The organism is Synechococcus sp. BDU 130192 (genome assembly GCF_963876085.1).
Lineage (GTDB): Bacteria > Cyanobacteriota > Cyanobacteriia > Cyanobacteriales > MRBY01 > MRBY01.
In genome coordinates, this window is record NZ_CAWNNO010000033.1 from 47,816 (window position 1) to 70,363 (window position 22,548).

General features: G+C 50.7%; 22 protein-coding genes. 12 read left to right on the plus strand and 10 right to left on the minus strand.

The features are described 5' to 3' along the window. Positions 1-149: 149 nt before the first annotated feature. From AACT35_RS08805 to upp, 3 genes are all read right to left on the minus strand, one after another. The gene (locus AACT35_RS08805; protein WP_012307299.1) at positions 150-416 is read right to left on the minus strand and encodes a YggT family protein; all 267 of its coding nucleotides are present in this window, start codon (positions 414-416) and stop codon (positions 150-152) included. A gap of 92 nt (positions 417-508) precedes the next feature. Then, entirely contained in the window at positions 509-811 is a 303-nt protein-coding gene (locus tag AACT35_RS08810; RefSeq protein WP_012307300.1) for a hypothetical protein, read from the minus strand. Positions 812-967: 156 nt separating this feature from the next. Further along, positions 968-1,624 carry a uracil phosphoribosyltransferase gene (gene upp / locus AACT35_RS08815; RefSeq protein ID WP_099240563.1) on the minus strand — a complete coding sequence of 219 codons (657 nt, stop codon included), beginning with the start codon at positions 1,622-1,624 and terminating at the stop codon, positions 968-970. Between the two features lie 62 nt (positions 1,625-1,686). Here upp and AACT35_RS08820 point away from each other — a divergent pair, with 62 nt between their 5' ends. Together AACT35_RS08820 and purH are read left to right on the plus strand one after the other, a co-directional pair. Then, entirely contained in the window at positions 1,687-2,145 is a 459-nt protein-coding gene (locus tag AACT35_RS08820) for a molybdenum cofactor biosynthesis protein MoaE (protein WP_099240568.1), read from the plus strand. A gap of 91 nt (positions 2,146-2,236) precedes the next feature. Beyond that, the gene (purH, locus tag AACT35_RS08825; RefSeq protein WP_099240570.1) at positions 2,237-3,787 is read left to right on the plus strand and encodes a bifunctional phosphoribosylaminoimidazolecarboxamide formyltransferase/IMP cyclohydrolase; all 1,551 of its coding nucleotides are present in this window, start codon (positions 2,237-2,239) and stop codon (positions 3,785-3,787) included. A 74-nt stretch (positions 3,788-3,861) separates the two neighbouring features. On the opposite strand, the gene pyrR is transcribed toward purH, so the two are convergent. Then, positions 3,862-4,395, minus strand: a complete 534-nt coding sequence (gene pyrR, locus AACT35_RS08830; protein WP_099240573.1) for a bifunctional pyr operon transcriptional regulator/uracil phosphoribosyltransferase PyrR — start codon at positions 4,393-4,395, stop codon at positions 3,862-3,864. A gap of 359 nt (positions 4,396-4,754) precedes the next feature. Between pyrR and AACT35_RS08835 the strand changes: the two genes are divergently transcribed. Then, positions 4,755-5,006, plus strand: a complete 252-nt coding sequence (locus tag AACT35_RS08835; RefSeq protein ID WP_062434491.1) for a hypothetical protein — start codon at positions 4,755-4,757, stop codon at positions 5,004-5,006. A 184-nt stretch (positions 5,007-5,190) separates the two neighbouring features. Here AACT35_RS08835 and leuS read toward each other — a convergent pair whose 3' ends face one another. After that, the gene (gene leuS, locus AACT35_RS08840; protein ID WP_099240575.1) at positions 5,191-7,749 is read right to left on the minus strand and encodes a leucine--tRNA ligase; all 2,559 of its coding nucleotides are present in this window, start codon (positions 7,747-7,749) and stop codon (positions 5,191-5,193) included. Positions 7,750-8,080: 331 nt separating this feature from the next. Here leuS and AACT35_RS08845 point away from each other — a divergent pair, with 331 nt between their 5' ends. From AACT35_RS08845 to AACT35_RS08860, 4 genes are all read left to right on the plus strand, one after another. Then, positions 8,081-8,668, plus strand: coding sequence for a DUF4087 domain-containing protein (locus AACT35_RS08845; protein WP_099240577.1), 588 nt, complete (start codon positions 8,081-8,083; stop codon positions 8,666-8,668). A 66-nt stretch (positions 8,669-8,734) separates the two neighbouring features. Then, entirely contained in the window at positions 8,735-9,499 is a 765-nt protein-coding gene (locus AACT35_RS08850; protein WP_099240580.1) for a PD-(D/E)XK nuclease family protein, read from the plus strand. 41 nt (positions 9,500-9,540) lie between these two features. Continuing rightward, positions 9,541-11,157 carry a peptide chain release factor 3 gene (gene prfC / locus AACT35_RS08855; RefSeq protein WP_099240583.1) on the plus strand — a complete coding sequence of 539 codons (1,617 nt, stop codon included), beginning with the start codon at positions 9,541-9,543 and terminating at the stop codon, positions 11,155-11,157. Between the two features lie 21 nt (positions 11,158-11,178). Next, complete coding sequence (locus AACT35_RS08860; RefSeq protein ID WP_099240585.1) at positions 11,179-11,787, plus strand: TerD family protein; 609 nt, start codon at positions 11,179-11,181, stop codon at positions 11,785-11,787. A 56-nt stretch (positions 11,788-11,843) separates the two neighbouring features. On the opposite strand, the gene AACT35_RS08865 is transcribed toward AACT35_RS08860, so the two are convergent. From AACT35_RS08865 to AACT35_RS08880, 4 genes are all read right to left on the minus strand, one after another. After that, positions 11,844-12,182, minus strand: coding sequence for a HepT-like ribonuclease domain-containing protein (locus AACT35_RS08865; RefSeq protein ID WP_099240588.1), 339 nt, complete (start codon positions 12,180-12,182; stop codon positions 11,844-11,846). Next, on the minus strand, positions 12,175-12,495 hold the full coding sequence (locus AACT35_RS08870) for a nucleotidyltransferase family protein (RefSeq protein WP_099240590.1): 321 nt from the start codon (positions 12,493-12,495) through the stop codon (positions 12,175-12,177). The genes AACT35_RS08865 and AACT35_RS08870 overlap by 8 nt, the downstream gene beginning before the upstream one ends. Positions 12,496-12,569: 74 nt before the next feature. Further along, complete coding sequence (gene gcvT / locus AACT35_RS08875) at positions 12,570-13,661, minus strand: glycine cleavage system aminomethyltransferase GcvT (protein WP_099240593.1); 1,092 nt, start codon at positions 13,659-13,661, stop codon at positions 12,570-12,572. Positions 13,662-13,705: 44 nt separating this feature from the next. Then, positions 13,706-15,934 carry a DNA polymerase III subunit gamma/tau gene (locus AACT35_RS08880; RefSeq protein ID WP_099240596.1) on the minus strand — a complete coding sequence of 743 codons (2,229 nt, stop codon included), beginning with the start codon at positions 15,932-15,934 and terminating at the stop codon, positions 13,706-13,708. Positions 15,935-16,104: 170 nt separating this feature from the next. Here AACT35_RS08880 and AACT35_RS08885 point away from each other — a divergent pair, with 170 nt between their 5' ends. The 4 genes from AACT35_RS08885 (at position 16,105) to phoU (ending at position 20,505) form a co-directional block, all read left to right on the plus strand. Further along, a complete protein-coding gene (locus AACT35_RS08885; protein WP_099240598.1) occupies positions 16,105-17,244 on the plus strand; it encodes a tetratricopeptide repeat protein in 1,140 nt (379 codons plus the stop codon). Positions 17,245-17,297: 53 nt separating this feature from the next. After that, on the plus strand, positions 17,298-18,179 hold the full coding sequence (rnhA, locus tag AACT35_RS08890; RefSeq protein ID WP_012307318.1) for a ribonuclease HI: 882 nt from the start codon (positions 17,298-17,300) through the stop codon (positions 18,177-18,179). Next, positions 18,163-19,677, plus strand: a complete 1,515-nt coding sequence (locus AACT35_RS08895) for a DEAD/DEAH box helicase (protein ID WP_099240601.1) — start codon at positions 18,163-18,165, stop codon at positions 19,675-19,677. The genes rnhA and AACT35_RS08895 overlap by 17 nt, the downstream gene beginning before the upstream one ends. A gap of 159 nt (positions 19,678-19,836) precedes the next feature. Beyond that, positions 19,837-20,505 carry a phosphate signaling complex protein PhoU gene (gene phoU, locus AACT35_RS08900; RefSeq protein WP_065710849.1) on the plus strand — a complete coding sequence of 223 codons (669 nt, stop codon included), beginning with the start codon at positions 19,837-19,839 and terminating at the stop codon, positions 20,503-20,505. A gap of 104 nt (positions 20,506-20,609) precedes the next feature. On the opposite strand, the gene AACT35_RS08905 is transcribed toward phoU, so the two are convergent. Then, positions 20,610-21,281: an L-threonylcarbamoyladenylate synthase gene (locus AACT35_RS08905; protein WP_099240603.1), complete on the minus strand. Its 672-nt coding sequence runs from the start codon at positions 21,279-21,281 to the stop codon at positions 20,610-20,612. Between the two features lie 13 nt (positions 21,282-21,294). Between AACT35_RS08905 and larC the strand changes: the two genes are divergently transcribed. Beyond that, a complete protein-coding gene (gene larC / locus AACT35_RS08910; protein ID WP_099240605.1) occupies positions 21,295-22,533 on the plus strand; it encodes a nickel pincer cofactor biosynthesis protein LarC in 1,239 nt (412 codons plus the stop codon). Positions 22,534-22,548: the final 15 nt, after the last annotated feature.

Genomic DNA, 22,548 nt, shown 5'->3' on the forward strand with positions numbered 1-22,548 from the left:
AGATTTAGCCGGGTTTCTTGTGGAAAACTTTCGGATTTTTGTGGAAAAAGAACTGTTTTTGTGGAAAAAACTTGAAAAAATCTGTCAAAGCAGATGCCCCCAACTGGAAAAAATCACAATGGGGGCGATCGCCAAAAATTTTAAGACCTTTAGAATAAAGCACCACCGCCCAGGACGCCACCAACCGCCTGGAGTAAGAAAATTGCCACAATAGGAGATAGATCCAAGCCTCCCAGGGGCGGAATAAACGAACGGAACAGGTTAAGGTAGGGGTCGGTCACAGGGCTCAGAAAACCCATCACTTGCATTGCCCAATCTGCGGTCTGAAACCAACTGAGAAGAATGCGGACAATAAGAAGCAGAAGATAAATCTGGATAAAGTTTCCGAGGCTGACTCGTAATAGTTCGGCTGCCATATTCCTGTTACCGTGTAAAAAACTGAAGACCTGACAATGGGGTCTTTGTCGTTCATCTTAACCGATGTTGCAAAATTGCTTGGGTACGGATATCAAGAATTGGGGTTCAATGGCTCCTGACCATTATGGGGATGCAACACCGTCATTTGTTGGCGGACATCGTCAATGGCACCGTTCAATTGGGCAATTTTATTTTCAAGGCTGCGACGGGCCATTTCCATCCCTTCTTCGGTGTCAAAGCTGAGGGGTTCTTCTTCCTCTGACCACTCGGTCTGACGCGGGGCGCGATTGTCTTTGACTTTCGAAGCGGCGATCGCCCCGGCAATGCCCCCCACAACACCACCAAAAATAGTGCCCAACAGGAACCCCGTCCCAAATCCATCGCGTTGACTCATAGGAAACCAAAACCCTTGATTCTTCTCAGTGCTACTTTAAGCTTAACGGTTGGGGATCGCTCTTGACTAGGGTGCGTTTGCAAAGATTTTTGCCAGGGAATGACCCTTGCCTGGAGATTTGTTCGTTGTCCCTTGGCGAGTCAGCAGCATTAGGGTTTAGTGGGTACCAAAGGTGCGATCGCCGGCATCTCCGAGACCGGGCACGATAAAGCCTTGATCATTTAGTTCTTGGTCGATCATCGCCGTATAAATTTGTAGGGCGGGATAGTCTAGACTCAGTTTCTGGAGAGCTGGCGGAGCCGCAACCACGGAAATAATGCGCACATTCTCCATGGCAATGCCGCGTTTTGTCACTTCAGCCATGGCCGCCGTGATCGTCCCTCCAGTGGCTAACATCGGATCGAGGAGTAGCAGACGAGTTTCTGGGGCAAATTGCTCTGGTAAATTATTTAGATAGCAAGCCACTTCAAGGGTTGCTTCGTCTCGCTTGTAGCCGAGGTGATAGGTGGCCGCAATATTCGGGATCACCTCCTGGGCTCCTTCCATTAAACTAAGTCCGGCCCGCAGAATAGGAATTGCAATAATCGGTGTTTGGGGATGGATTAAGGTGGCTGGGGCCTGGGCGAGAGGGGTTTCAACGGCGGCATCGAGGGTGGGCAGCCAATAGCGACAGGCTTCGTAGGTGAGCCATTTCCCCAGTTCTTTCATGGCCGTTTTAAACAGGGGGGTGGGGGTATTGGTTTCCCTGGCGATCGCCAACCAATGCTTGAGGAGGGGATGATCAGGCACAAAAACCCGGAGTTGCGAAGCCATAGACGTTTTGCATCAAGAAAGAACCGTCCTTTAGACTAGCATAAGCTTTTAGATGAAACCCGATGCGCGTCCCCACCTATCCCCACGATCAGTTTGCGATCGCCTTTGCTCCCCTCTCCTTTGATGCGGTGTATCGTCTCGCCGAAGACCCCGGTAGTGGGGCCGTGGTGGTGATGAGCGGTACCGTCCGGAATCGCAGCGATGGCAAAGCTGTCCATTATCTCGAATACCAAGCCTACGAACCAATGGCGATCGCCGTTTTCCAACAAATTGCCCACGACATCCGCCAACAGTGGCCCGACACAAATCGAGTCGTGATTCACCACCGCATCGGCAAACTGGAAATCGGCGAAATTAGCGTCCTCGTCGCCGCTAGTTGTCCCCACCGGGCCGAAGCTTTTGCGGCCTGTCGCTATGGCATCGATACGATCAAGCACAATGCCCCCATCTGGAAAAAGGAATTTTTTACCGGGGGTACCAGCGAATGGGTGCAAGGTTGCCGCACTGCTGAGGGCTGTTAATCCTTCCTGACAGATGCCCTTGTAACTGTTTGAAGAAAGTTTAGGCGATCGCGTATGATGGGACGCTGGTTCACATAAGGAAATCGCGGATATGGCACGTCGTTTAGCACTATTGAGCGTCTCAGACAAAACTGGCATCGTTGAATTTGCCCGGCAACTCGTAGAAGAATTTGAATTTGACATCATCAGTAGCGGCGGCACCGCCAAAGCCCTCAAGGATGCAGGCGTCCCCGTCACCAAAGTCAGCGATTACACCGGTTCCCCAGAAATCCTCGGTGGCCGTGTGAAAACTCTCCATCCCAAGATCCACGGGGGCATCCTCGCTCGTCAGGACTTCCCCGAACATCTCCAAGATTTAGAAGCCAACGACATTCGCCCCCTCAGCCTCGTCGCGGTAAACCTTTATCCCTTCGAGCAGACCATTGCCAAAGCGAGTGTAACTGTTCCCGAAGCCGTTGAACAAATTGATATCGGTGGCCCCGCAATGCTCCGGGCAGCGGCGAAAAACTTTGGGAGCCTTACGGTCATTTCTAATCCCCGCTATTACGACGAATATTTAACGGAACTGCGCAATAACAGCGGCACTGCAACTGTTGAATTTCGGCAACGCATGGCCGGGGAAACCTTTGCCCTCACCTGTGCCTACGACCAGGCGATCGCCAGTTATTTTGCTAGCACCGTGAATGCTGAAGCTGACTTACCTCAACGATTGGGAATGAGTGGTGAAGCAGTGCAAACTCTCCGTTACGGCGAAAATCCCCACCAAAAGGCCACTTGGTACAAGACCGGCACCCAGGCCAGTGGTTGGGCCGCCGCTGAAAAACTCCAGGGCAAGGAACTCAGCTACAACAACCTTGTGGATCTCGAAGCGGCACGACGGATCATTGCGGAATTCCCCGATGGCGATCCTGCCGTCGCAATTCTCAAGCACACTAATCCCTGTGGTGTCGCCCTGGGTTCGACGTTGCGAGAAGCTTACGAAAAAGCTTTTGCCGCTGATTCTGTGTCTGCCTTTGGGGGCATTGTCGCCCTCAATAAACCCCTCGATGGCCCTACTGCCGAAGCCATGGGGAAAGTCTTTTTAGAATGTGTGGTCGCCCCTGACTGCACCCCAGAAGCCAGAGAAATTATCGCGAAGAAGAAAAATTTGCGGGTTTTAACCCTCCCCGATCTGCTCACTGGCCCGACCCAAACCCTAAAGGCGATCGCCGGTGGCTTTTTAGCCCAGGATGCCGACATTCAAATTGAAGACCCCAAGGATTGGCAGTGCGTCACGGAGAAGCAGCCCAGCGAAGCGGATCTCGCGGAATTATTCTTCGCCTGGAAGCTCTGCAAGCACGTTAAATCCAACGCAATTCTTGTTTCCAAAGATCGCACCACCGTCGGTGTTGGCGCAGGCCAGATGAACCGAGTCGGTGCCGCAAAAATTGCCTTTGAACAGGCGGGCGAAAAGGCCCAGGGCGCGTATCTGGCCAGTGACGCCTTTTTCCCCTTCGACGATTCGGTACGGAGTGCGGCCGCAGCAGGAATTAAGGCGATCGTTCAACCGGGTGGCTCCATTCGGGACGAGGATTCGATCAAGGCGGCTAATGAGTTGGGGCTGATCATGATGTTCACAGGTGCCCGCCATTTCCTCCACTAGGATTTTGTACTGAAATAAAGGGAGAAGGTGTGTCGTAAAAATTGTGATGCACCTTTTTTATTGCCTATTTGAGCCTACTTGATCAGTTCTACAGCGTCGCGGCCATCTAAATCCTGGAGATAAACTTTGACTTTTTCGTCTTTGGCGGTGGGGAGCTTTTTCCCGGTAAAATCTGGCTGAATCGGCAGTTGGCGATGACCCCGGTCAACTAAAACCGCTAGGCGGATCACTTCCGGGCGACCATAATCATTCACGGCATTGAGGGCAGCGCGGATGGTGCGACCTTTATAAATCACATCATCAATCAGGACAAGATTCTTGCCATTGAGATCAAAGGGAATATCTGTTTTTGAGGGTGTGCGTACCCGAATTTGGTCAAGGTCATCGCGATAAAACGTGATATCAAGGGCACCGACGGGCACCGCAATGCCTTCGAGGGTTTCAATTTGCTTGGCGATATTTTCAGCAAGGGGAACACCACGGGTATGGATTCCCAGCAAGGCTAAGTCAGTCAAATCCCCCGCTTTTTCGACAATTTGTGAGGCGAGACGGGTGATGGTGCGACGCATCTCCTCGGCGGATAAAATTTCGATGACGCTCTTTGTCATGGGCTCATTCTAAGCAAAAGTATTGCCATTGTAGAGCTTGTTTCGGGTCGATGGGAATCAACAAGATACGGGGCTGTAACCGTTAGAAAAATTCATAAAGCACGGCGTTTTAGCGGCGAAAATGCCATGCTAGAGGTAGATTAGGGGGCAGTAACGCTCGATTTCTCTGCTTTTTGACCTAGCAAATAAGATAAAAGCTGCTGCCGAAAGGCGATCGCCTTTTCCTTAATCAATCCTGGGCTTAGGCCAGATACTAAACTGATTAATCTTAAATGATACGTAGATTTTGTCGATAAATCCCTGACACGCCTGAGCCTTGTCGCACCTCAACCCTTTTGAAGTTGCCACGGAGGTTTCCAATGTTTCTCAACCACGCCCCAGAACAGGTCTTGATCGAAGTGCTGAACCTGCCCGAATTATGGGATCCGTTCAAAACGAAAGTTTGGGCCCGTGCCCATGCCGGGGAAGAAATGCAAGATCCGGAATTTTATCCGAAAGCTGAACTTATTTTCCCTTCGGGGGAATCCCTCCCCAAAGCTTGGATTGATCCCCACTATCGCGCCAATGTCCCGATGCCAGAGCATTTGTCTGCCGCTGCGACAACGGGTTAAGTGGGTCTTCTTTTAAAAAAAATTCCATTGAGCTTTTGAGGCTCTCCCCGTCATTGTTGTGGATCAAGGGAGAGTTTTTTTATGCTCAGTGAGGAAATTAGCCACAGAAATCGCCATAAAAAAAGAGGGCCAGTGAGCTAACTTTCACGGAACCCTCTATTTCCTTACAAATCAATTTGGCCGATTACTTAGGAATGACAAAGTTCACCAATTTGTTCGGGACAACGATCACTTTTTTGATTTCTTTGCCCGCAATATAGCGTTGGGCAATGTCGGAAGCTGTGGCAGTTTTCTCTAGATCCGCTTTGCTAATCCCTGCTGGTACTTGGATTGTCCCCCGGGTTTTACCGAGGATCTGGATCACGATGGTAATTTCGTCCACTGTCAGGGCTGTTTCATCCAATTGTGGGAAGGGAATGGTGTGGATCGATTCACTGTGACCGAGATTTGACCAAAGTTCATCGGCGATGTGGGGCGCAAAGGGAGCCAGCAGTAAAATCAGCGTTTCGATCGCCTCTTTGTACACAGGAGAATCCACGCATTTCACGTCTTTGATCGCGTTATTAAGCTTCATCAGTTCGGCGATCGCCGTATTAAATTGATAGTCCCCTTCGAGGTCTTCTTGGATTTCTTTGATCGCAGTGTGCACGGCCCGACGCAGATCTTTTTCTGCCTTAGACAGTTCGCCTGTCGCTTTAACACTAGTTTCTGCCGCTTCGTAGCCAGCGACTAAATTCCAAATCCGGTTCAAAAAGCGAAATTGCCCTTCCACATCGGCATCATCCCACTCTAGATCCTTTTCGGGGGGCGCTTTAAAGAGAATGAACATCCGCGCCGTATCTGCACCGTATTTGTCTAACACCAGAGCCGGATCGACGCCATTGTATTTCGACTTCGACATCTTTTCGTAGAAGCCTGTGAGCGGTTCGCCAGTTTCTGGATCTTTGGGATCATTGGGGTCAACTTGATCAGCGGGCACATATTTATTCGTGCGGGAATTTTTGTAGGTCAGTGCCTGCACCATCCCCTGGGTTAACAAACGCTTGAAGGGTTCATCTACGCTCACCAGTTGGCGATCGCGCACCACCTTTGTAAAGAAACGGGAGTAGAGCAGGTGGAGAATCGCGTGTTCAATGCCGCCGACGTATTGATCCACAGCCATCCAATCGTTAACTGGGTCAAGGGCGAAGGGTTTTTCGGTATTGTTGGCGTCGGTGTAGCGCAGAAAATACCAGGAGGAGTCAATAAAGGTATCCATCGTATCCGTTTCCCGGCGGGCCGCTTTCCCGCAACAGGGACAGTCCACCGCCTGCCAGTCTGCCATCTGGGCCAAGGGCGAACCACCCCGCGCCGAAAATTCCACATCTTCGGGCAATACAACAGGGAGATCACTGTCGGGCACCGGCACCACACCGCAATCATCGCAGTAGATCATCGGGATCGGGCAGCCCCAGTACCGCTGTCGAGAAATTAGCCAATCCCGCAGACGATATTGAATTTGTTCTCGACCGAAACCATTTTCAGCGGCAAATTTGGCGATCGCCTTTTTCCCTTCGGTAGAAACTAGGCCATCAAATTGACCGCTATTCACCATAATGCCCGCATCGGTATAAGCCTCTGTGAGTGCCGCCGTCGTGTCGCCCCCTTCCGGAATAATTACTGTTTTGATCGGTAAATTATTTTCCTTGGCAAACTTAAAGTCACGGCTATCGTGGGCCGGAACCCCCATTACTGCCCCTGTGCCATATTCATACAGCACATAATTGGCGATTAGAATCGGCACTTCTTCCCCAGTGAAAGGATTCGTCACCATCCCCCCGGTTGCCACCCCTTTTTTCGGCTTATCATCGGCGGTGCGATCCTGTTCACTTTCTTGGCTTACCTCAGCGATAAACGCATCCACGGCAGCTTTTTGTGCGGGCGTTGTCACCTGGGCCACGAGGGGATGTTCCGGCGCGAGGACAACGTAGGTGACCCCAAAGACCGTATCTGGGCGAGTGGTAAACACAGCCACTTTTTCGTCGCTACCAACAACGGGAAATTCTAGGTGCGCCCCGGTGGATTTACCGATCCAATTTTCCTGCATTAATTTCACCCGCTCCGGCCAACCGTCGAGGGTATTGAGATCCTGGAGGAGTTCTTCGGCGTAGTCGGTGATCTTCAGGAACCATTGGCGCAGCAATTTTTTCTCCACGATCGCCCCCGACCGCCAGGAACGGCCTTCTGCGTCTACCTGTTCATTCGCCAAAACCGTCTGATCAATAGGATCCCAATTTACTGCCGCTTCTTTTTGGTAGGCTAATCCAGCTTTGTAGAACTGCAAAAAGAGCCATTGCGTCCATTTGTAATAGTCGGGGGAACAAGTCGCTACTTCCCGATCCCAATCGATAGAAAGGCCCAACTGTTTAAGCTGCTCGCGCATTTGAGCAATATTTTGATACGTCCACTTTGCAGGGGGAATCCCCCGGTCGATGGCGGCATTTTCTGCGGGTAGCCCGAAAGCATCCCAACCCATGGGATGAAGCACCCGATAGCCTTGCATTCTTTTGTAGCGGGCAATGACATCGGTGATCACATAGTTGCGCACATGACCCATGTGGAGCTTGCCGGAGGGATAGGGAAACATCGACAGAGCGTAAAATTTTGGCTTGTCACTTTGGCTAGGGGTTTTGTCTAAGCCAAGCTCTAGCCATTGTTGTTGCCATTTCGCTTCAATATCGGCGGCACTGTATCGCGTTTCCACTCTTGGTTCTCCGTGTTGTAAGGGTCAGTGGCTTATTTTAACCCCCGAATGGATGGGTTGCTGCCTAGGAGGGCCAGGGATTTTTTCGAAGGCGATCGCCTTTATTCTCGCCTCGGAAAAAGATCGGGCACAATGGGAAATAGGGCCATAGGAGAAAAGATGTCGCCAAGCGATCGCCAATTTGATGAACCTTCCTTTTGGGCAAAGATCAAGAAACAACCCCGTAACATCGGCAAGCCCATCCTGGAAGTTGATGATGGATAATTAAAGAATTATTTTTTGAAATAGACAGCTTTTCATCAATCACTGGAAGCGTTGGAGAAGATTACCCATGGTGAAGCACATTTATCGGCTAGGGATTGTCGCTGTGTTGTTGGGTTTAAGCGCCTGTGAAGTAACCATTGGATCTGATCCGCAAACGCCCCCGACAGAAGACGTGACTACCCAAAATCCACCAGGCAATACGGCAACCCGTTCTGGGGCTAGTGATGAGGGCGTTGCTGAAACGGGCACAGGTGGCGGCATCGCAACATCAAGACCGCCGCAACCACAACCCCAGGCGCAACCGCAATCGCCGCCACAACCCATTGCCCAAACCTCCACCAGCTTTGAAACCCGCTGTGGTTGGTTCTCGAATCCGACTCCAGGCAATATTTCCCTCTATGATGCCGACCGCGAATGGATCATTGGCGTCCAGGGGGGACACCAGGTAGCAACAGATTGGGACTGGCCGAATTTTGCGCCGGATCAGTGGGTGGTGACCAATGTCGGCAGTTACGGCTATGGTTGCGCTTGTATGGATGTGCAGGCAAACTCAGCAACAGGCACGATCAATGACATTCGCAATGTACGCGCCCAGGCGATCGCCATTTGTCAGCAGGATCCGGCCCTCAATCGCTGGGCAAATCTTTTCCCCTAAAATTTATCCCCGGTTTTGTAATCTAGGGAAAAAGGCGATCGCCCTCAAAAAACCTTCAAATTTTCCATGTTTTATCTCTCCCAAGCCCACCTCGAACGCTTCCAACGTTGCCCGCCAGCCTTCCAAGCCCTTTATCTGGAGCAACTGACGGCTCCCAACAACCCCAATTATCTGGAAAATCAGCAATGGGGCATCCGGTTTCACCAGGCGATGCAACAACTCCAGCTAGGCTTGCCCCCAGCGCAAATTACCACAGACCCCAATCTCCACCAGAGTCTCCAAGCCCTGCTCACCGCCCAACCCCGACTCCTCGACCAACAGCAACAAACTGCCGCCGAATACCGCCGCACCCTGATGATGGACGATTTCCTGCTCACCATTATTTGCGATTGGATCAATTTTGGTGCTGATACCCTCCAAATTTACGACTGGAAAACCTACCGTCAACCCCGTCAAAGCGAGGATCTAAAAGACCACTGGCAAACGAAGCTCTATCTTTATGTCATGGCCGAGACCACGGGTTATCAGCCGGAGCAACTCGCGATGACCTATTGGTTTATCGCCCCAGGCCAACCGCCCCAATCCCTGACGTTTCAATATGATCAGACTTGGCATCAGCACATCCACGCTGAACTGGTCGCCCTGCTGACCCAACTGCAACGGGATTTAGATCAATACTTTCAAGACGGTACGCCTTTGCACCATGGCGATCGCCAAATTTGTCCCCATTGCCCACCCCACCAGCATTTACCTAGGGCTGAAACCTTAGATTTTCTCAGTGGGAAAAGCCTAGCGGACTTTCTGGGGGAGATTGAAGCAGTACAATTGTAGACGCACCATTCATCCAGAAGCACAAACCCCAGACCAGATTTATGGCGACAGAATTGCACACAGAGCTAGAAGAAGCCGTCCGATTGCGACGGAATTTTGCGATCATCTCCCACCCCGACGCGGGTAAAACCACCCTCACCGAGAAACTTTTGTTATACGGAGGTGCCATTCACGAAGCCGGAGCCGTCAAAGCCCGTCGCGAACAGCGCAAAGTGACCTCTGACTGGATGGAGATGGAGCAACAACGGGGGATTTCCATTACCTCGACGGTGCTGCAATTTTTGTATAACGGTTACCAAATTAATCTGCTGGATACCCCTGGTCACCAAGACTTTAGTGAAGATACTTACCGTACCCTCGCAGCAGCGGATAATGCGGTAATGCTGGTGGATGCGGCCAAGGGTCTAGAGACGCAAACCCGTAAATTATTTGAGGTCTGCAAACTGCGATCGCTGCCCATTTTTACCTTTATCAACAAATTAGACCGTCCGGGGCGAGAACCCCTAGAACTCCTCGATGAAATTGAACAGGAACTGGGTCTGCAAACCTATGCGGTAAATTGGCCCATCGGCATGGGAGACAGATTCCAGGGAGTTTATGACCGTCGCCTCAAGGAAGTGCATTTATTTGAACGGACAGCCCACGGCACCAAAGCCGCCACAGAAACCGTTTATAAAATTGACGATCCGGCCCTCGCAGGTATTTTGGATGCGGATCTTTACGAACAACTCCAGGAAGAATTAGAAATTCTCGAAGAAATTGGCGCAGATTTTGACCTAGAAGCGATCCATGCGGGTAAGCAAACCCCCATTTTCTTTGGCAGTGCAATGACCAATTTTGGGGTGCAACTTTTCCTCAGTGCGTTCCTAGAATATGCCTTGAAGCCGGAGCCCCGTGCTTCTAGCCTCGGTGATTTGGAACCGACGTACCCGGAATTTACTGGGTTTGTCTTTAAGCTCCAGGCGAATATGGATCCCAAACACCGCGATCGCGTTGCCTTTGTGCGAGTCTGTACCGGGAAATTTGAAAAGGATATGACCGTCAGCCATGCCCGCACCGGAAAAACAGTGCGCCTATCTCGCCCCCAGAAGCTTTTTGCCCAGGGCCGCGAATCCCTCGAAGAAGCCTATGCGGGGGATGTGATCGGTTTAAATAATCCGGGGGTGTTTGCCATTGGCGATACGATTTATTGCGGCAAAAAATTGGAATATGAGGGCATTCCTTGCTTTTCACCGGAACTATTCGCCTATTTAAAAAATCCCAATCCTTCTAAATTCAAACAATTCCAAAAAGGAGTGAAGGAACTCCAGGAGGAAGGCGCCGTGCAAATCATGTATTCCGCCGATGAATTTAAACGGGAACCCATCCTTGCAGCGGTGGGACAACTGCAATTTGAGGTGGTGCAACATCGTCTCAGAAGCGAATATGGCGTAGATAGCAAACTCGAACCGATCCCCTATAGTGTGGCGCGTTGGGTCACGAATGGTTGGGAAGCCCTGGAAAAAGCAGGCAAAATTTTTAATACGATGATCGTCAAAGATCTCTGGCAACGGCCAGTGATTCTCTTTAAAAATGAGTGGAATCTTCACCAAATTCAAGGGGATCATCCGCACCTAAAATTGTCGGCGATCGCCCCCATTGGTTCTTCCGTTAAATGATGTTTCGCTTGGTAAAAGCCCATGGCAATTCAACTGAAAAAAGGCAACCGCATTTCCCTCAAAAAAGAAGCCCCTGGCCTCAAGAAAGTGATGCTTGGCCTCGGCTGGGACATGGCAACCAGCAATTCAGGGGGCGGTTTCCTCGGTCTCTTCAAAAAGTCCACGGGCAGCATTGACCTCGACTCTGGGGTTTTGTGCTTAGATTCCCAAGGGAAACTCAACAGTGCCAGTGACTTTGTGTATTACGCCAATCTTAATCACAAATCTGGGGCGATCGCCCACCAAGGGGACAACCTCACTGGCGCAGGCGAAGGGGATGACGAGCAAATTTTTGTCGATTTAGAGCAAGTCCCTGCAACGATCCAAAGCTTGTTATTTACCGTCACCATTTACCAAGGCCGACAACGGGGCCAGGAATTTGGCCAGATTAAAAATGCCTTCGTGCGTCTCGTTGACCTGAGCAACAACCAAGAGATCGCCCATTACAAACTGTCTGGGGAAACCTACCAAGGCAAAACGGGAATGTTGATGGCCGAGTTACGTCGGGAGGAAAATGGCTGGGCCATGACTGCCCTTGGTGATGGCCTTGATCCCCAGGATTCTGAAAATCTGCTCAAAAAATATCGCTAATGGCCCAATTTTTAGAGGTGATCAATCAAAGTAAATTAATTGGTGCAGTCTCTCGCTCACTCCAGGTTGGGGATCAATTTTTTGAGATGTCCCATCAGTGACGGGAGGGATTTTTGCGTTGTCAGCCAAATTCGTTTATGACTAACTTTTTCATATTGATGGGAAATAATATTGCGCTGGCCAATCAGTGCACTCCATGGAATTTCAGGATGATTTTTCTGAAACTCGAAAGAAACTCTCCGAGCAGCTTCTCCTAAGATCTCAAATTGTCTTTCTACAGCACTTTGGACTAATCCATTTTGACGATAGTTTTCCCACGTTAAGCCCTGAATGAATGTTTGAATTTGTTTACATGCCTCATACATGTCCCAAAGGTGAGCATAGTTTCTATCCATGGCTAGAGTAAAGAATTCGATGATTCTCTTTGATTGATCTCAAAATGAAAGGATTAGAAATACTTTCCTGTTCGATGAGATCAACTGGTCTACCAAAAAGATCGGAGAGTTTCTGTTTCAGTTTTATAATATCCAACAAATCCCAGTCAGCATCTTCTGAGAATTTTACCAAGCAATCAACATCGCTTTCTTCACTAAAACCTCCTTGCACAATAGACCCAAAAACTGAAAACTCTTGAATTTTCCATTGTTGGCAAAGGGCATTAAGAAGTTCTATTTTTAGAGTATCAATCAAAGCAACTTGGCTAACCATAACATTTGATAATTCTTGAGTGATGTTTTTAAATTGAAATCACAAATTTGCTAAAAATGTCGCTAACGGTTCAGCTATTTTTTTGCGGCACGATAAAAAGGTTTTTTCACCACCTGGGCTGGGTACTGTTTCCCGCGGATTTCTACAGTGACAGCTTGACCCACTTTGCTAAATTCCAATGGGAGATAAGCTAAGGCGATCGCCTTTTCGAGGGTGGGGGACATCGTGCCGCTAGTCACAAGGCCCACTGCTTCACCATTCACGAGCACAGGATAGTCATGGCGAGCGATACCGCGCCCCTGCATCTCTAGGCCCACCAAACGCCGTCGAATACCTGCTGCTTTTTGGGTCTGCAAAATATCCTTAGCGATAAACGCATCTTTTTCTTGCCAGTGGATCAGCCAACCCAAACCCGCTTCCAAGGGGGTTGTCTCGTCGTTCATGTCCTGACCATAGAGGTGTAACCCGGCCTCCAGTCGCAGCGTATCCCGTGCTCCCAAACCACAGGGCATCACCCCCGCATCGATTAAAGTGCTCCAAAGTTTTTTCCCTGCTGTCGGCGCGACCATCACCTCAAAGCCATCTTCGCCGGTGTAGCCAGTCCGGGCAATAAAAGCCGTTTCCCCGAAAATTTGTCCTTGACCGTGGTTAAACAGCTTCAGGGTCGCTAAGTCTAAATTTTCCACAAAAGGTTGCAAGGCTTTCTCCGCCTGGGAGCCTTGGATCGCCAGCAAGATATTTTCTTGGGAGACATCGGTTAAAGTGATCCCCTGCGCTGTCAAATGGCGCGTTAACCAGTCCCAATCCTTCTGGGTGGTGGCCGCATTCACAATCAAAAAGCCCTGGCGATCGCCCTGGTGATAATAGATCACATCATCGATGATGCCGCCGTGGTCATTGAGTAGCACTGTGTATTGCGCTTGACCGGGAGCAAGTCGTGCCAGATTTGAAGGCACCAGTTTTTGCATAGCTGCAATGAGGTTTTCCCCAGCCAACTGAAACTTGCCCATGTGGGAAATATCAAACATTCCCGCTTCTGTGCGCACCGCCTGATGCTCCACCTTTAGGCCTTTGTATTGCACGGCCATCTCCCAACCAGAAAACGGTACAAATTTGGCACCCGCTGCAATGGCGAGGTCATGGAGGGGCGTGCGCTGTAAAGTCATAGGGGCTTCATCCAAGAGACATCACCACCAATGATACGAGGTTCTTAGAACGGAATCTCATCGTCCGGGGCAACTGGCACAGGTGGACGGCCTTGGACAACGGGGGTAGTTGGTGGTTCGGGAACAGATGGCGGAGATTTTTCGGGTTTGGTAGGCAGCACAACCTGCACATCCGTTTCTTCTGGGGGGACAAAGTGAGTCAGTTCGATCACCTCTCCGTCAAACAATTCTGCAAACTGTTGGGCGATCGCCTGAATATCATCGGTCGTTTCTGGGATCTCTGCTGCGGCTGTGGATTCAGGCGCTGATGCTGACTCAACGGTTGGAAGAACCGCTGGGGATGGTGGGGTGATCTCTCCGAGATCCGCTTTGCGGTGCGCCGTTGGTGTTGGTTCCGGAGGTTTTGGATCTGGTGCTGGTTTGATTGGCGACCCTAGGGGCGGTGGGGCTATGGGCTGCGGAGTTTCTGCAACCGGGGGCGGCGGCATCTCGATAGGATTTCGCGCCGGAGAAATAACTGTTGGTGCTGGTGCAGGCGTAGATAAAATCGGGGTTACTGATGTTCCCCCCTGGCCATTTTCTAAACCATGGCCCACTTGTAAGGTCACCTTAAGGGGATTGCCACAGATTTTCTCAAAGGCCGCCTCAAGCTGGAGGGTTTTATTTTTGGCAATTTTGAGTAAGTTGGCGCTTTTAATGCCGATGAGAGCGCTGTGATCCGTAAGCTGGAGCAGTTTGCCATGGTCTCGAAATAAAGACTGGCTCAACAGGGGCAGTTGGCGCACAATGCCTTGCCATAGTTCCTCCCGTTCCAGGGCCGAAATTGTCGGGCTGGTGGTTGCAGGAGGTGACGGTGATAAAGGGGGTGGCTCGGTGGACTGAACCGTTGGAGACGCGACATCCTGGGGCGGTGGCGCTTTGGCGATCGCCTTTGCTTCTGGTACAGGGGCCGGAACTTGGGGAACTTCGGGTTTGGGAGGAACTTGGTGAACTTGAGTGTCTACCGGAGAGGGGGGCATTCCAGAGCCGTGGCCATTGGTTGCAGGGGGTGTTTCCCCAAAGGGATGGGGGATGTCCTGCTGTGGTGGCGGAGAAGTCGGCGGTGTCGCGGTAGGCTGCGTTTGTAGATTGATCTGAGTATTTAAAGGAGTGGTCGCGGTTCGAGTAGTTTGGGTCTGTCCAAAAGCAGCGGGGAGCAATCCCAAAAGGGTAATTTCTAACCACAGACGCGGTTGGGTCGTATTTTTGAGTTGATATTCACTTTCTTTGAGGTGTTGTTGTCCCTGCAAAATGGTGGAAAGATCCCACTGGTTTGCTTCCTGGCAAAGGATTTCCCACGTCGGTTGGGTCACAGCGATCAGATCTCCCCGTTGGGGGGCAGTTTTGGCAATGAGCAAATTTAGATAAAAGCTCGCCAAATTTTGCAGCACAACCAGGGGTTCCCGACCTCGGTTTAACAGGCTCCGGCATTGTTGAATGACTGCCTCTGGATCATTGCTGTGAATCACCTGGAGCAATTGCAATAGATCCCGCTCCGGCACGGCCCCTACTAAATCCCAGACCTTATCAGGGGTAATTTCACCGGACAATAAACTCAGTTGATCCAATAAACTTTCTGCATCCCGCAACCCTCCGTTGGCAATTTGCGCAATTAACGTCACCGATTCGAGGGGAATATCGATATTTTCTAAATGGGCAATTTTCCGTAGGTGGGCGACCATCGCATCGAGGGGAATGCGTCGATAGTCAAACCGTTGACAGCGGGAAATAATCGTTGGTAAAACCCTTTGGGGATCCGTTGTTGCCAGGACAAATACAACGTGGGCAGGGGGTTCTTCGAGGGTTTTCAATAGAGCATTGAACGCCGCCACACTCAACATATGGCATTCGTCGATGACATAAACTTTGTAGCGACATTGCACTGGGGCAAACTGCGATCGCTCGATGAGTTCGCGGATATTATCAACGCCCGTATTACTCGCGGCGTCAATTTCAATCACATCTAAGGCTGATCCGTTGGCGATCGCCCGACAAACTTCACACTCGCCACAAGGGTGGGGCGTCGGTTGGGCCGCATTTAGACAATTTAGAGACTTAGCCAAGATCCGCGCACTGGAAGTTTTCCCCGTCCCCCGTGGCCCTGAGAATAAATAGGCCGGGGCAATGCGTCGCTGTTCAAGGGCATTACTCAAGGTTGTGGCGATCGCCTCTTGGCCAACCAACTGCGCAAAAGTCTGGGGACGATATTTGTGGTGGAGCGGTTCGTAGGCCATGGGAAACAACGAAAAATTCGGTAAAGGACGGCGATCAGTAAACAGTTATGGATCCAGCAGCAACGATAAAGAATCGATATCTAACGTCCAATGTCTAATATCTGGGGGTTAACAACATAAAATGGGTGAGTACAAGAACGACTAGAGCAAGCAAAAGGATTATTAAGGATATGGCGGGTTGGTTAAAAAAGCTATTTTCTCCCTCTCAGGGTCGGGGCCAAACACCCACCGTAGACCTTCCCCCCCTCACCGACGCAGATTTTGAATTTTTATTGGCGCAGCTCCTCCAGGGAATCTCGCGGGGGTGGCAGCCTGATCGCCTAGAAGTATTTATCGCTGATTTGGGGATTCGCGGTAAAGTCACCGCCTGGGAAGCATGGTTAGAACGCTACAGTACGCAAATACTAGCACAGGCACAACCCCCCCAACAACAACAGGTTGGCACACGACTGCTCTATATCAGTAATGCCTTTAAAAACTCACCAAAGCTACAGCGTTTCGCCCGTGCTTTCGGGGATACAGGGCAACAATTAGTGACCGGACGCGGAAAAATCGCCATTGAAATTTGGGAATATGCTGGTGCGGATCAACTCGCTGAGCAAGAAGTGGCCCCAGAAAATACCCCAACATCAGCACAACCCCAAGAAGCGTCCCCAGAAGTAACAGAGCCAGTTGTCACCCCCGAAGCAGAAATGATGGCAGAGCCCCTGCCTGAAACTCCGGAAACGATCAATCCAAAAGCATCAGAACCACCAACCCAAGAGGCACCAGAGGAATTTACCCAAGAAACCACAATCGAGGACACTCCTCCAACAATTGAGGCCTTATTCCAGGCTGGTCTGACAAAAGCCGATCAGGGGGATTTTGCCGGGGCGATCGCCGCCTGGGATGAGGTAATTGAACTTAATCCAACTATCGCGGCCGTGTGGCATAACCGGGGCAGTGCCTTTGGTCGCCTCAAGCAATATGACCAAGCCCTCGAATCTCTCAAACAAGCAATTCTGTTAGCCTCCGATAACGTTCTCATTTGGCGCGATCACAGTTATGTGCTCATGGCCCTTGAACAGTGGCAAGCGGCCCTCAAGAGCTGGAATACCACCATCGAATTGCAAGAAGACCTCACCGAAGCTTGGTACCAGCGGGGCCTCACCCTCGAACAACTCAACAAACTAGAAAACGCCCAAATCAACTACCGTCGCGTCTTGCATCTTGCGCCGGATTTTGCCCAGGCCCAGGAGCGTTTAGAGGCCATCGAAGCAGTGCTCAATGCCCCGTCCTCACCGCTACCGACAGATCCTTGGGCTGAATAATTAAGCGCGGCCACTGCTCTGTCCCCATCTCTATTGTTCTTTCCCCGTATTTCATGGCACAACAACGCACAATTGACCGCATTTATACCGACGGTGGCTGTATTCGCAATCCCGGCCCCGGTGGCTGGGGAGTGGTGATCCAGTTTACCGATGGCACCGTTCTGGAAATGGGCGATCGCCAACCCGAAACCACCAATAACCGCATGGAAATGCAAGCCGCAATCCAGGCCCTCGAATTTGTCCGAGACTGTCCCCAGCCAGAACCAGTACGCCTCTTTACCGATAGTAAATATGTCATCGATGGCATCACCAAATGGATTAAAGGCTGGCAAAAAAAGGGCTGGAAAACCGCCACTGGCAACCCCGTTTTAAATCAAGACCTCTGGCAGCAACTGAACCAACTGAATCAACCGACCATCTCTTGGTGTCACGTCAAAGGCCATAGCGGTGAGGCGGGGAATGAACGGGCCGATGCGATCGCCAATGGCTTTGCCCGGGGTCAAGCTCCTAACCTACGCAGCCCCAATGCAACCAAAGATCTACCAAAATCTAGAGGTACGAGCACCAACAGCCCGCCACAATTGACAATAGATTACCCAAAATCTAACGTTGTAACGCCGAATCCATCTCCCCAAGAGCCCATGACAGATCTCACCAGCCTTGCCCCTGAAGACATTACCCTGCCCTACCATGAACGAGTTAAGCGGTTGACAGACCTCATCGAAAGTCTCCGCATTGCCGACGAAATTGCGGAAAATGGTTATTTTATTAGTAGTTCTGAGTTGGCAGATCTAATGGATGTAAATGCCAGTGCCGTCACCAGTCGGGGCCATGAATGGACTTGGCGCAATTGGATTGTCTCCCGGGTCAAACGAGAAGGTAATCAGATCCTTTGGCAACTCGACCGCATTATCGGTGATGAGACGACGACCTAAACTCACCTATGACCGGGGCACCCTGATCCTCCATCCCCCACCCCAGGGTAAAACTTGGCTAGATTTCGTCACTTGGGATGATCGCATTGAAAAATTTAGGCTCTCGGCCCAGGATTATCGCCCCCTTGTGGAACGGTTACGAAACGAAGGGGTGGATTTTATTGATGCGGCCCAACAATTTTCACCCCTAGATTTTGATCCGGCCTTTCCCCTCGAACCCTATCCCCACCAACGGGAAGCCTTGTTAGCCTGGAAAAAAGGCGATCGCCAGGGGGTTGTGGTCTTGCCTACTGCTGCCGGAAAAACCTACCTTGCCCAACTGGCCATGGCCAGCACCCCCCGCACAACCTTGGTGGTGGTGCCTACCCTCGATTTGATGCACCAATGGTATGCCCAGCTCAGCACCGCTTTTCCGAACATTGATGTGGGGCTGTTGGGGGGTGGTTCCCGTGATCGCACCCCTATCCTCATCGCCACCTACCACAGCGCCGCGATCCACGCCGAAACCCTCGGAAACCAATATGCCTTGATTATCTTTGATGAATGTCACCATTTACCCAGCGACTTTTTCCGGGCGATCGCCGAATATTCCATTGCCCCCTATCGTCTCGGTTTAACTGCCACCCCCGACCGGAGCGATGGCCGTGAGCAGGATCTAAAACACCTCATTGGGCCTGTCGTATATGACCGCACTCCCAGTTCCCTTTCCGGGAAAGCCCTGGCCGAACACCAAATTATTCAGCTCAAAATTCCTCTGACCACCACCGAGGCCGACCAATATCAACAACTCATCGCCACCCGCAACCAATTTCTCCGGGACAATAATATTTATCTGGGTTCCCTCGAAGGTTGGCAAAATTTTGTTGCGCTCAGTTGTCGTTCCGCTGCGGGTCGCCGTGCCATGTTAGCCCACCGTCAGGCCAAAGATATCGCCGCTGGCACCGCCGGAAAATTGCGCACCCTCGCCCAGTTGATCGAGCGTCACTACCCCGAAAAAATTCTAATTTTTACCAACGATAATGCCACTGTTTATCGTATCTCCCAGGACTTTTTAATTCCCGCCATTACCCACCAGACTCCGGTCAAGGAACGGCACCAAATCCTCGAAAAATTTCGTCGCGAAACATACCATATCCTGGTGACTTCCCATGTTTTGAATGAGGGGGTTGATGTACCCAATGCCCGGGTAGCGATTATTCTCTCCGGTAGTGGTTCGAGTCGAGAATATGTACAACGTTTAGGGCGAATTTTACGCAAAGGTAAATCATCGACAAAGTTGGCCCTTTTGTATGAATTGGTAGCAGAAAATACAAATGAAGAGCAACTTTCCCAGCGGCGACGTTCTCCCCTTAACCAAACAAAGCAACCACTTACCTCTGTCAATTTAAACAGCAATTTACCACGGGTTTCAGAATCTCAGAATTCTTACAGAGCAAACTCTCCAGGAGAATCTACACCCCCCAAAGTTCCACCAGATCTAGGTCTTCCTGACGACTAAAATGCCCTTGATTTCGCCCATAAAGTGCCTCTTTTTACAAAGAAAACTGCTCAGAAAAATCGTTAACCAAATTATAACTTAATCTTTTTTAAACTTTGGAATTATAATGTAAGAATAGTCCCTATAAAAAGCGATATAAAGAAACGCAATTTAAAATCTATGCAATTGTTTCATCAGCCACCCCAAAGAGAACGAACGCAATTTGAACGTTCCTTACAACGTTTAGAACAAGAAGTTTTGCGGATGGGGGCGCTGGTCGAGCAAGCCTTTCGTTTGGGTCATAATTGTCTGTTTAAAGAAGATTTAGAGGCCTATGAAACGCTCCGGGCCTTAGATAAAGAAATCGACCGCTACTATCGCCGGATTGAAGCTGATTGCTCGGCAATGCTGACTCTGAAGGCCCCAGTGAGCCAAGATTGTCGGTTTGTGAGTGCGTTTATGCAGTTGGTGCGAGATTTGGAGCGGATCGCTGATTATGCTGAGGATTTGGCGGAAAAGTCGATGCGTTTAGTCCCCTATCCGACCCACATTCTGATGGCGGATATTGAAGGGATGTCGGAACATGCCCAGTTGATGTTGTCCACAAGCTTGGTGGCCCTAGCGGATTTAGATCCCAATGCCGGTGCTTATGTAAAGAGATTAGATGATCGGGTCGATGATGATTATGATCGCATTTACGCAGCCCTGGCCCAGCAGCAAAATCAGCCTGGGGTGATTGAACCATTTATTTTGATGGCGTTGATTATTCGGGATCTAGAACGGATGGCTGACCACGCGACAAATATTGCCCAGCGCGTTTCTTATATCATTACTGGACAACGGGGCTAACGATAGAAAGATTCTAGCTTTTCTCAAGTACTAAAACCCCTCTAGCTCCCCTCAAGGGGAGAAGCCCCTTCCGGCCTAGCGGCCACCTTCCCCAGGGAAGGATTTTATTGGGTGGCGTCGGAGAGATCGACGATATCGAGCCAATTTTCGAGGGCATCCCAGCCGAGGCCTTTACGAATAAGGGTTGGTTGGCGATCGCAAAAGTCGAGAATTGTTGAAGTCTTGGTGCCGGGCTCGCTGTCACTGTCGATGATGATATCCACAAGGGGTTCTAGGGCATCAAAGAGGCGCGCTTTCTCCAAACCGAGGGTAAAGGGTTCACCATCTTCGTCGGGCAAGTGGGCTGAGGTGGAAATGATCGGATTGCCAAGGGCCTGGAGTAAACCCTGACAGATCGCATGGTCAGGGACGCGGATCCCGGTGCTGCGGCGTTTGGGGCTCATCACCAGCTTCGGCACCTGTTTTGTGGCGGGAAGTAAGAAGGTATAGGGGCCAGGAATTGCCCGTTTCATAATCCGGTAGGCTTCGTCACTGACGAGGGCATATTCAGAAATATTCGACAGAGACGAGCAGAGGAAAGTGAGGGGTTTGTCGTTGGCGAGGCGCTTGAGTTGGCGCACTTTTTGCACGGCTTGCTTTGCGGTGAGATCACAACCAATGGCGTACACTGTATCTGTTGGATATAACATCACGGCCCCAGCCCGGAGTTGTTGGGCGATCGCCTCTAAATCCCGTTGTTGGGGATTTTTTGGGTGGAGTGAATAATAATTAGCCATTGTGTTTGCCGCTATGAAAAAAATTGCCTATCTCGAATGCCCGACGGGGATTGCAGGAGATATGTGTCTCGGTGCATTGGTAGATGGGGGCGTACCGCTGGAATATCTCAAAAATCAGCTAAATCGCTTGGGAATCGCCGCTGAATACGATCTTCGGGCGGAAACGGTGATTCGTCAAGGACAGCGGGCGACAAAGGTCTTTGTGGATCTCAAAACTAAGGCAGCTCACCATGACCATGATCATTCCCAGGATCAGACCCATCACCATCATGCTGACCATGCCCCCCACCGCCATCTGCCAGAAATTCAGGCCATGATTAAAGGGGCAGGTTTACCAGAGCGGGTTGAACGTTGGAGTTTGGCGATTTTTCAGAATTTGGCGATCGCCGAAGCAACGGTTCACGGTACAACCCCAGAGCAAGTACATTTCCACGAAGTTGGTGCGACCGATGCCCTGGTAGATATTGTGGGGACTTGTTTAGGGCTAGATTGGTTAGAAATTGATGAACTATATTGTGCGCCGATGCCCACTGGGGGCGGCACGGTGAAAGCAGCCCACGGAATTTTGCCCGTCCCGGTACCAGCGGTACTCCAACTCTGGCAACAACGCCAGGTTCCGGTTTATAGCAATGGCATCGAAAAAGAATTAGTCACTCCCACCGGCGCGGCGATCGCCACCACTTTAGCAACGGACTTTTGTCAGCCACCCGCCATGACCCTCGCAAAAATTGCCCTGGGTTCCGGCACCATTGATTTACCCTTGCCGAATTTATTGCGGCTCTGGATCGGCCACCAGCCAGAAACGCCCCACTTGGAAACCATAGTTACCCTCGAAACCCAAATTGATGATCTCAATCCCCAGGCGATCGCCTATGCCTGCGAAAAATTGCAAGCGGCCGGGGCGTTAGACGTTTTCACCCAGGGGATCACGATGAAAAAAAATCGCTTGGGTACTCTCCTAACGGTGATTTGTCCCGTGGCATTGGTCGAGATTTGCGAAGCAATTCTATTCACCGAAACCAGCACCCTCGGCATCCGCCGCCACACCCAAACCCGGTCAATTCTCCAGCGGCGCTTTGAAACTATTGCCACCCCTGCCGGAGAGATTCAACTGAAAATCGGCTACCGGGGCGACAAAATCTACAACGTCCAACCGGAATACGAAGACGTTAAGGCGATCGCCCAACAAACTGGACAATCCTGGCAGGCGATCGCCCAACAAGCCCTTTGCCAATTCCACACCGAGTCTTGACCTCTGAAAAAATCC

Bases quoted from the DNA above. Each gene is read 5' to 3' on its own strand.
- AACT35_RS08850 (WP_099240580.1), top strand. From the start codon at position 8,735: ATGTTTTATCTCTCCCAAGCCCACCTCGAACGCTTCCAACGTTGCCCG.
- gcvT (WP_099240593.1), bottom strand. From the start codon at position 13,661: ATGACTTTACAGCGCACGCCCCTCCATGACCTCGCCATTGCAGCGGGT.
- rnhA (WP_012307318.1), top strand. From the start codon at position 17,298: ATGGCACAACAACGCACAATTGACCGCATTTATACCGACGGTGGCTGT.
- AACT35_RS08845 (WP_099240577.1), top strand. From the start codon at position 8,081: ATGGTGAAGCACATTTATCGGCTAGGGATTGTCGCTGTGTTGTTGGGT.
- AACT35_RS08880 (WP_099240596.1), bottom strand. From the start codon at position 15,934: ATGGCCTACGAACCGCTCCACCACAAATATCGTCCCCAGACTTTTGCG.
- AACT35_RS08835 (WP_062434491.1), top strand. From the start codon at position 4,755: ATGTTTCTCAACCACGCCCCAGAACAGGTCTTGATCGAAGTGCTGAAC.
- upp (WP_099240563.1), bottom strand. From the start codon at position 1,624: ATGGCTTCGCAACTCCGGGTTTTTGTGCCTGATCATCCCCTCCTCAAG.
- larC (WP_099240605.1), top strand. From the start codon at position 21,295: ATGAAAAAAATTGCCTATCTCGAATGCCCGACGGGGATTGCAGGAGAT.
- AACT35_RS08805 (WP_012307299.1), bottom strand. From the start codon at position 416: ATGGCAGCCGAACTATTACGAGTCAGCCTCGGAAACTTTATCCAGATT.
- AACT35_RS08860 (WP_099240585.1), top strand. From the start codon at position 11,179: ATGGCAATTCAACTGAAAAAAGGCAACCGCATTTCCCTCAAAAAAGAA.
- AACT35_RS08820 (WP_099240568.1), top strand. From the start codon at position 1,687: ATGCGCGTCCCCACCTATCCCCACGATCAGTTTGCGATCGCCTTTGCT.
- AACT35_RS08865 (WP_099240588.1), bottom strand. From the start codon at position 12,182: ATGGATAGAAACTATGCTCACCTTTGGGACATGTATGAGGCATGTAAA.
- pyrR (WP_099240573.1), bottom strand. From the start codon at position 4,395: ATGACAAAGAGCGTCATCGAAATTTTATCCGCCGAGGAGATGCGTCGC.
- phoU (WP_065710849.1), top strand. From the start codon at position 19,837: ATGCAATTGTTTCATCAGCCACCCCAAAGAGAACGAACGCAATTTGAA.
- AACT35_RS08895 (WP_099240601.1), top strand. From the start codon at position 18,163: ATGAGACGACGACCTAAACTCACCTATGACCGGGGCACCCTGATCCTC.
- prfC (WP_099240583.1), top strand. From the start codon at position 9,541: ATGGCGACAGAATTGCACACAGAGCTAGAAGAAGCCGTCCGATTGCGA.
- AACT35_RS08870 (WP_099240590.1), bottom strand. From the start codon at position 12,495: ATGGTTAGCCAAGTTGCTTTGATTGATACTCTAAAAATAGAACTTCTT.
- AACT35_RS08905 (WP_099240603.1), bottom strand. From the start codon at position 21,281: ATGGCTAATTATTATTCACTCCACCCAAAAAATCCCCAACAACGGGAT.
- AACT35_RS08885 (WP_099240598.1), top strand. From the start codon at position 16,105: ATGGCGGGTTGGTTAAAAAAGCTATTTTCTCCCTCTCAGGGTCGGGGC.
- AACT35_RS08810 (WP_012307300.1), bottom strand. From the start codon at position 811: ATGAGTCAACGCGATGGATTTGGGACGGGGTTCCTGTTGGGCACTATT.
- purH (WP_099240570.1), top strand. From the start codon at position 2,237: ATGGCACGTCGTTTAGCACTATTGAGCGTCTCAGACAAAACTGGCATC.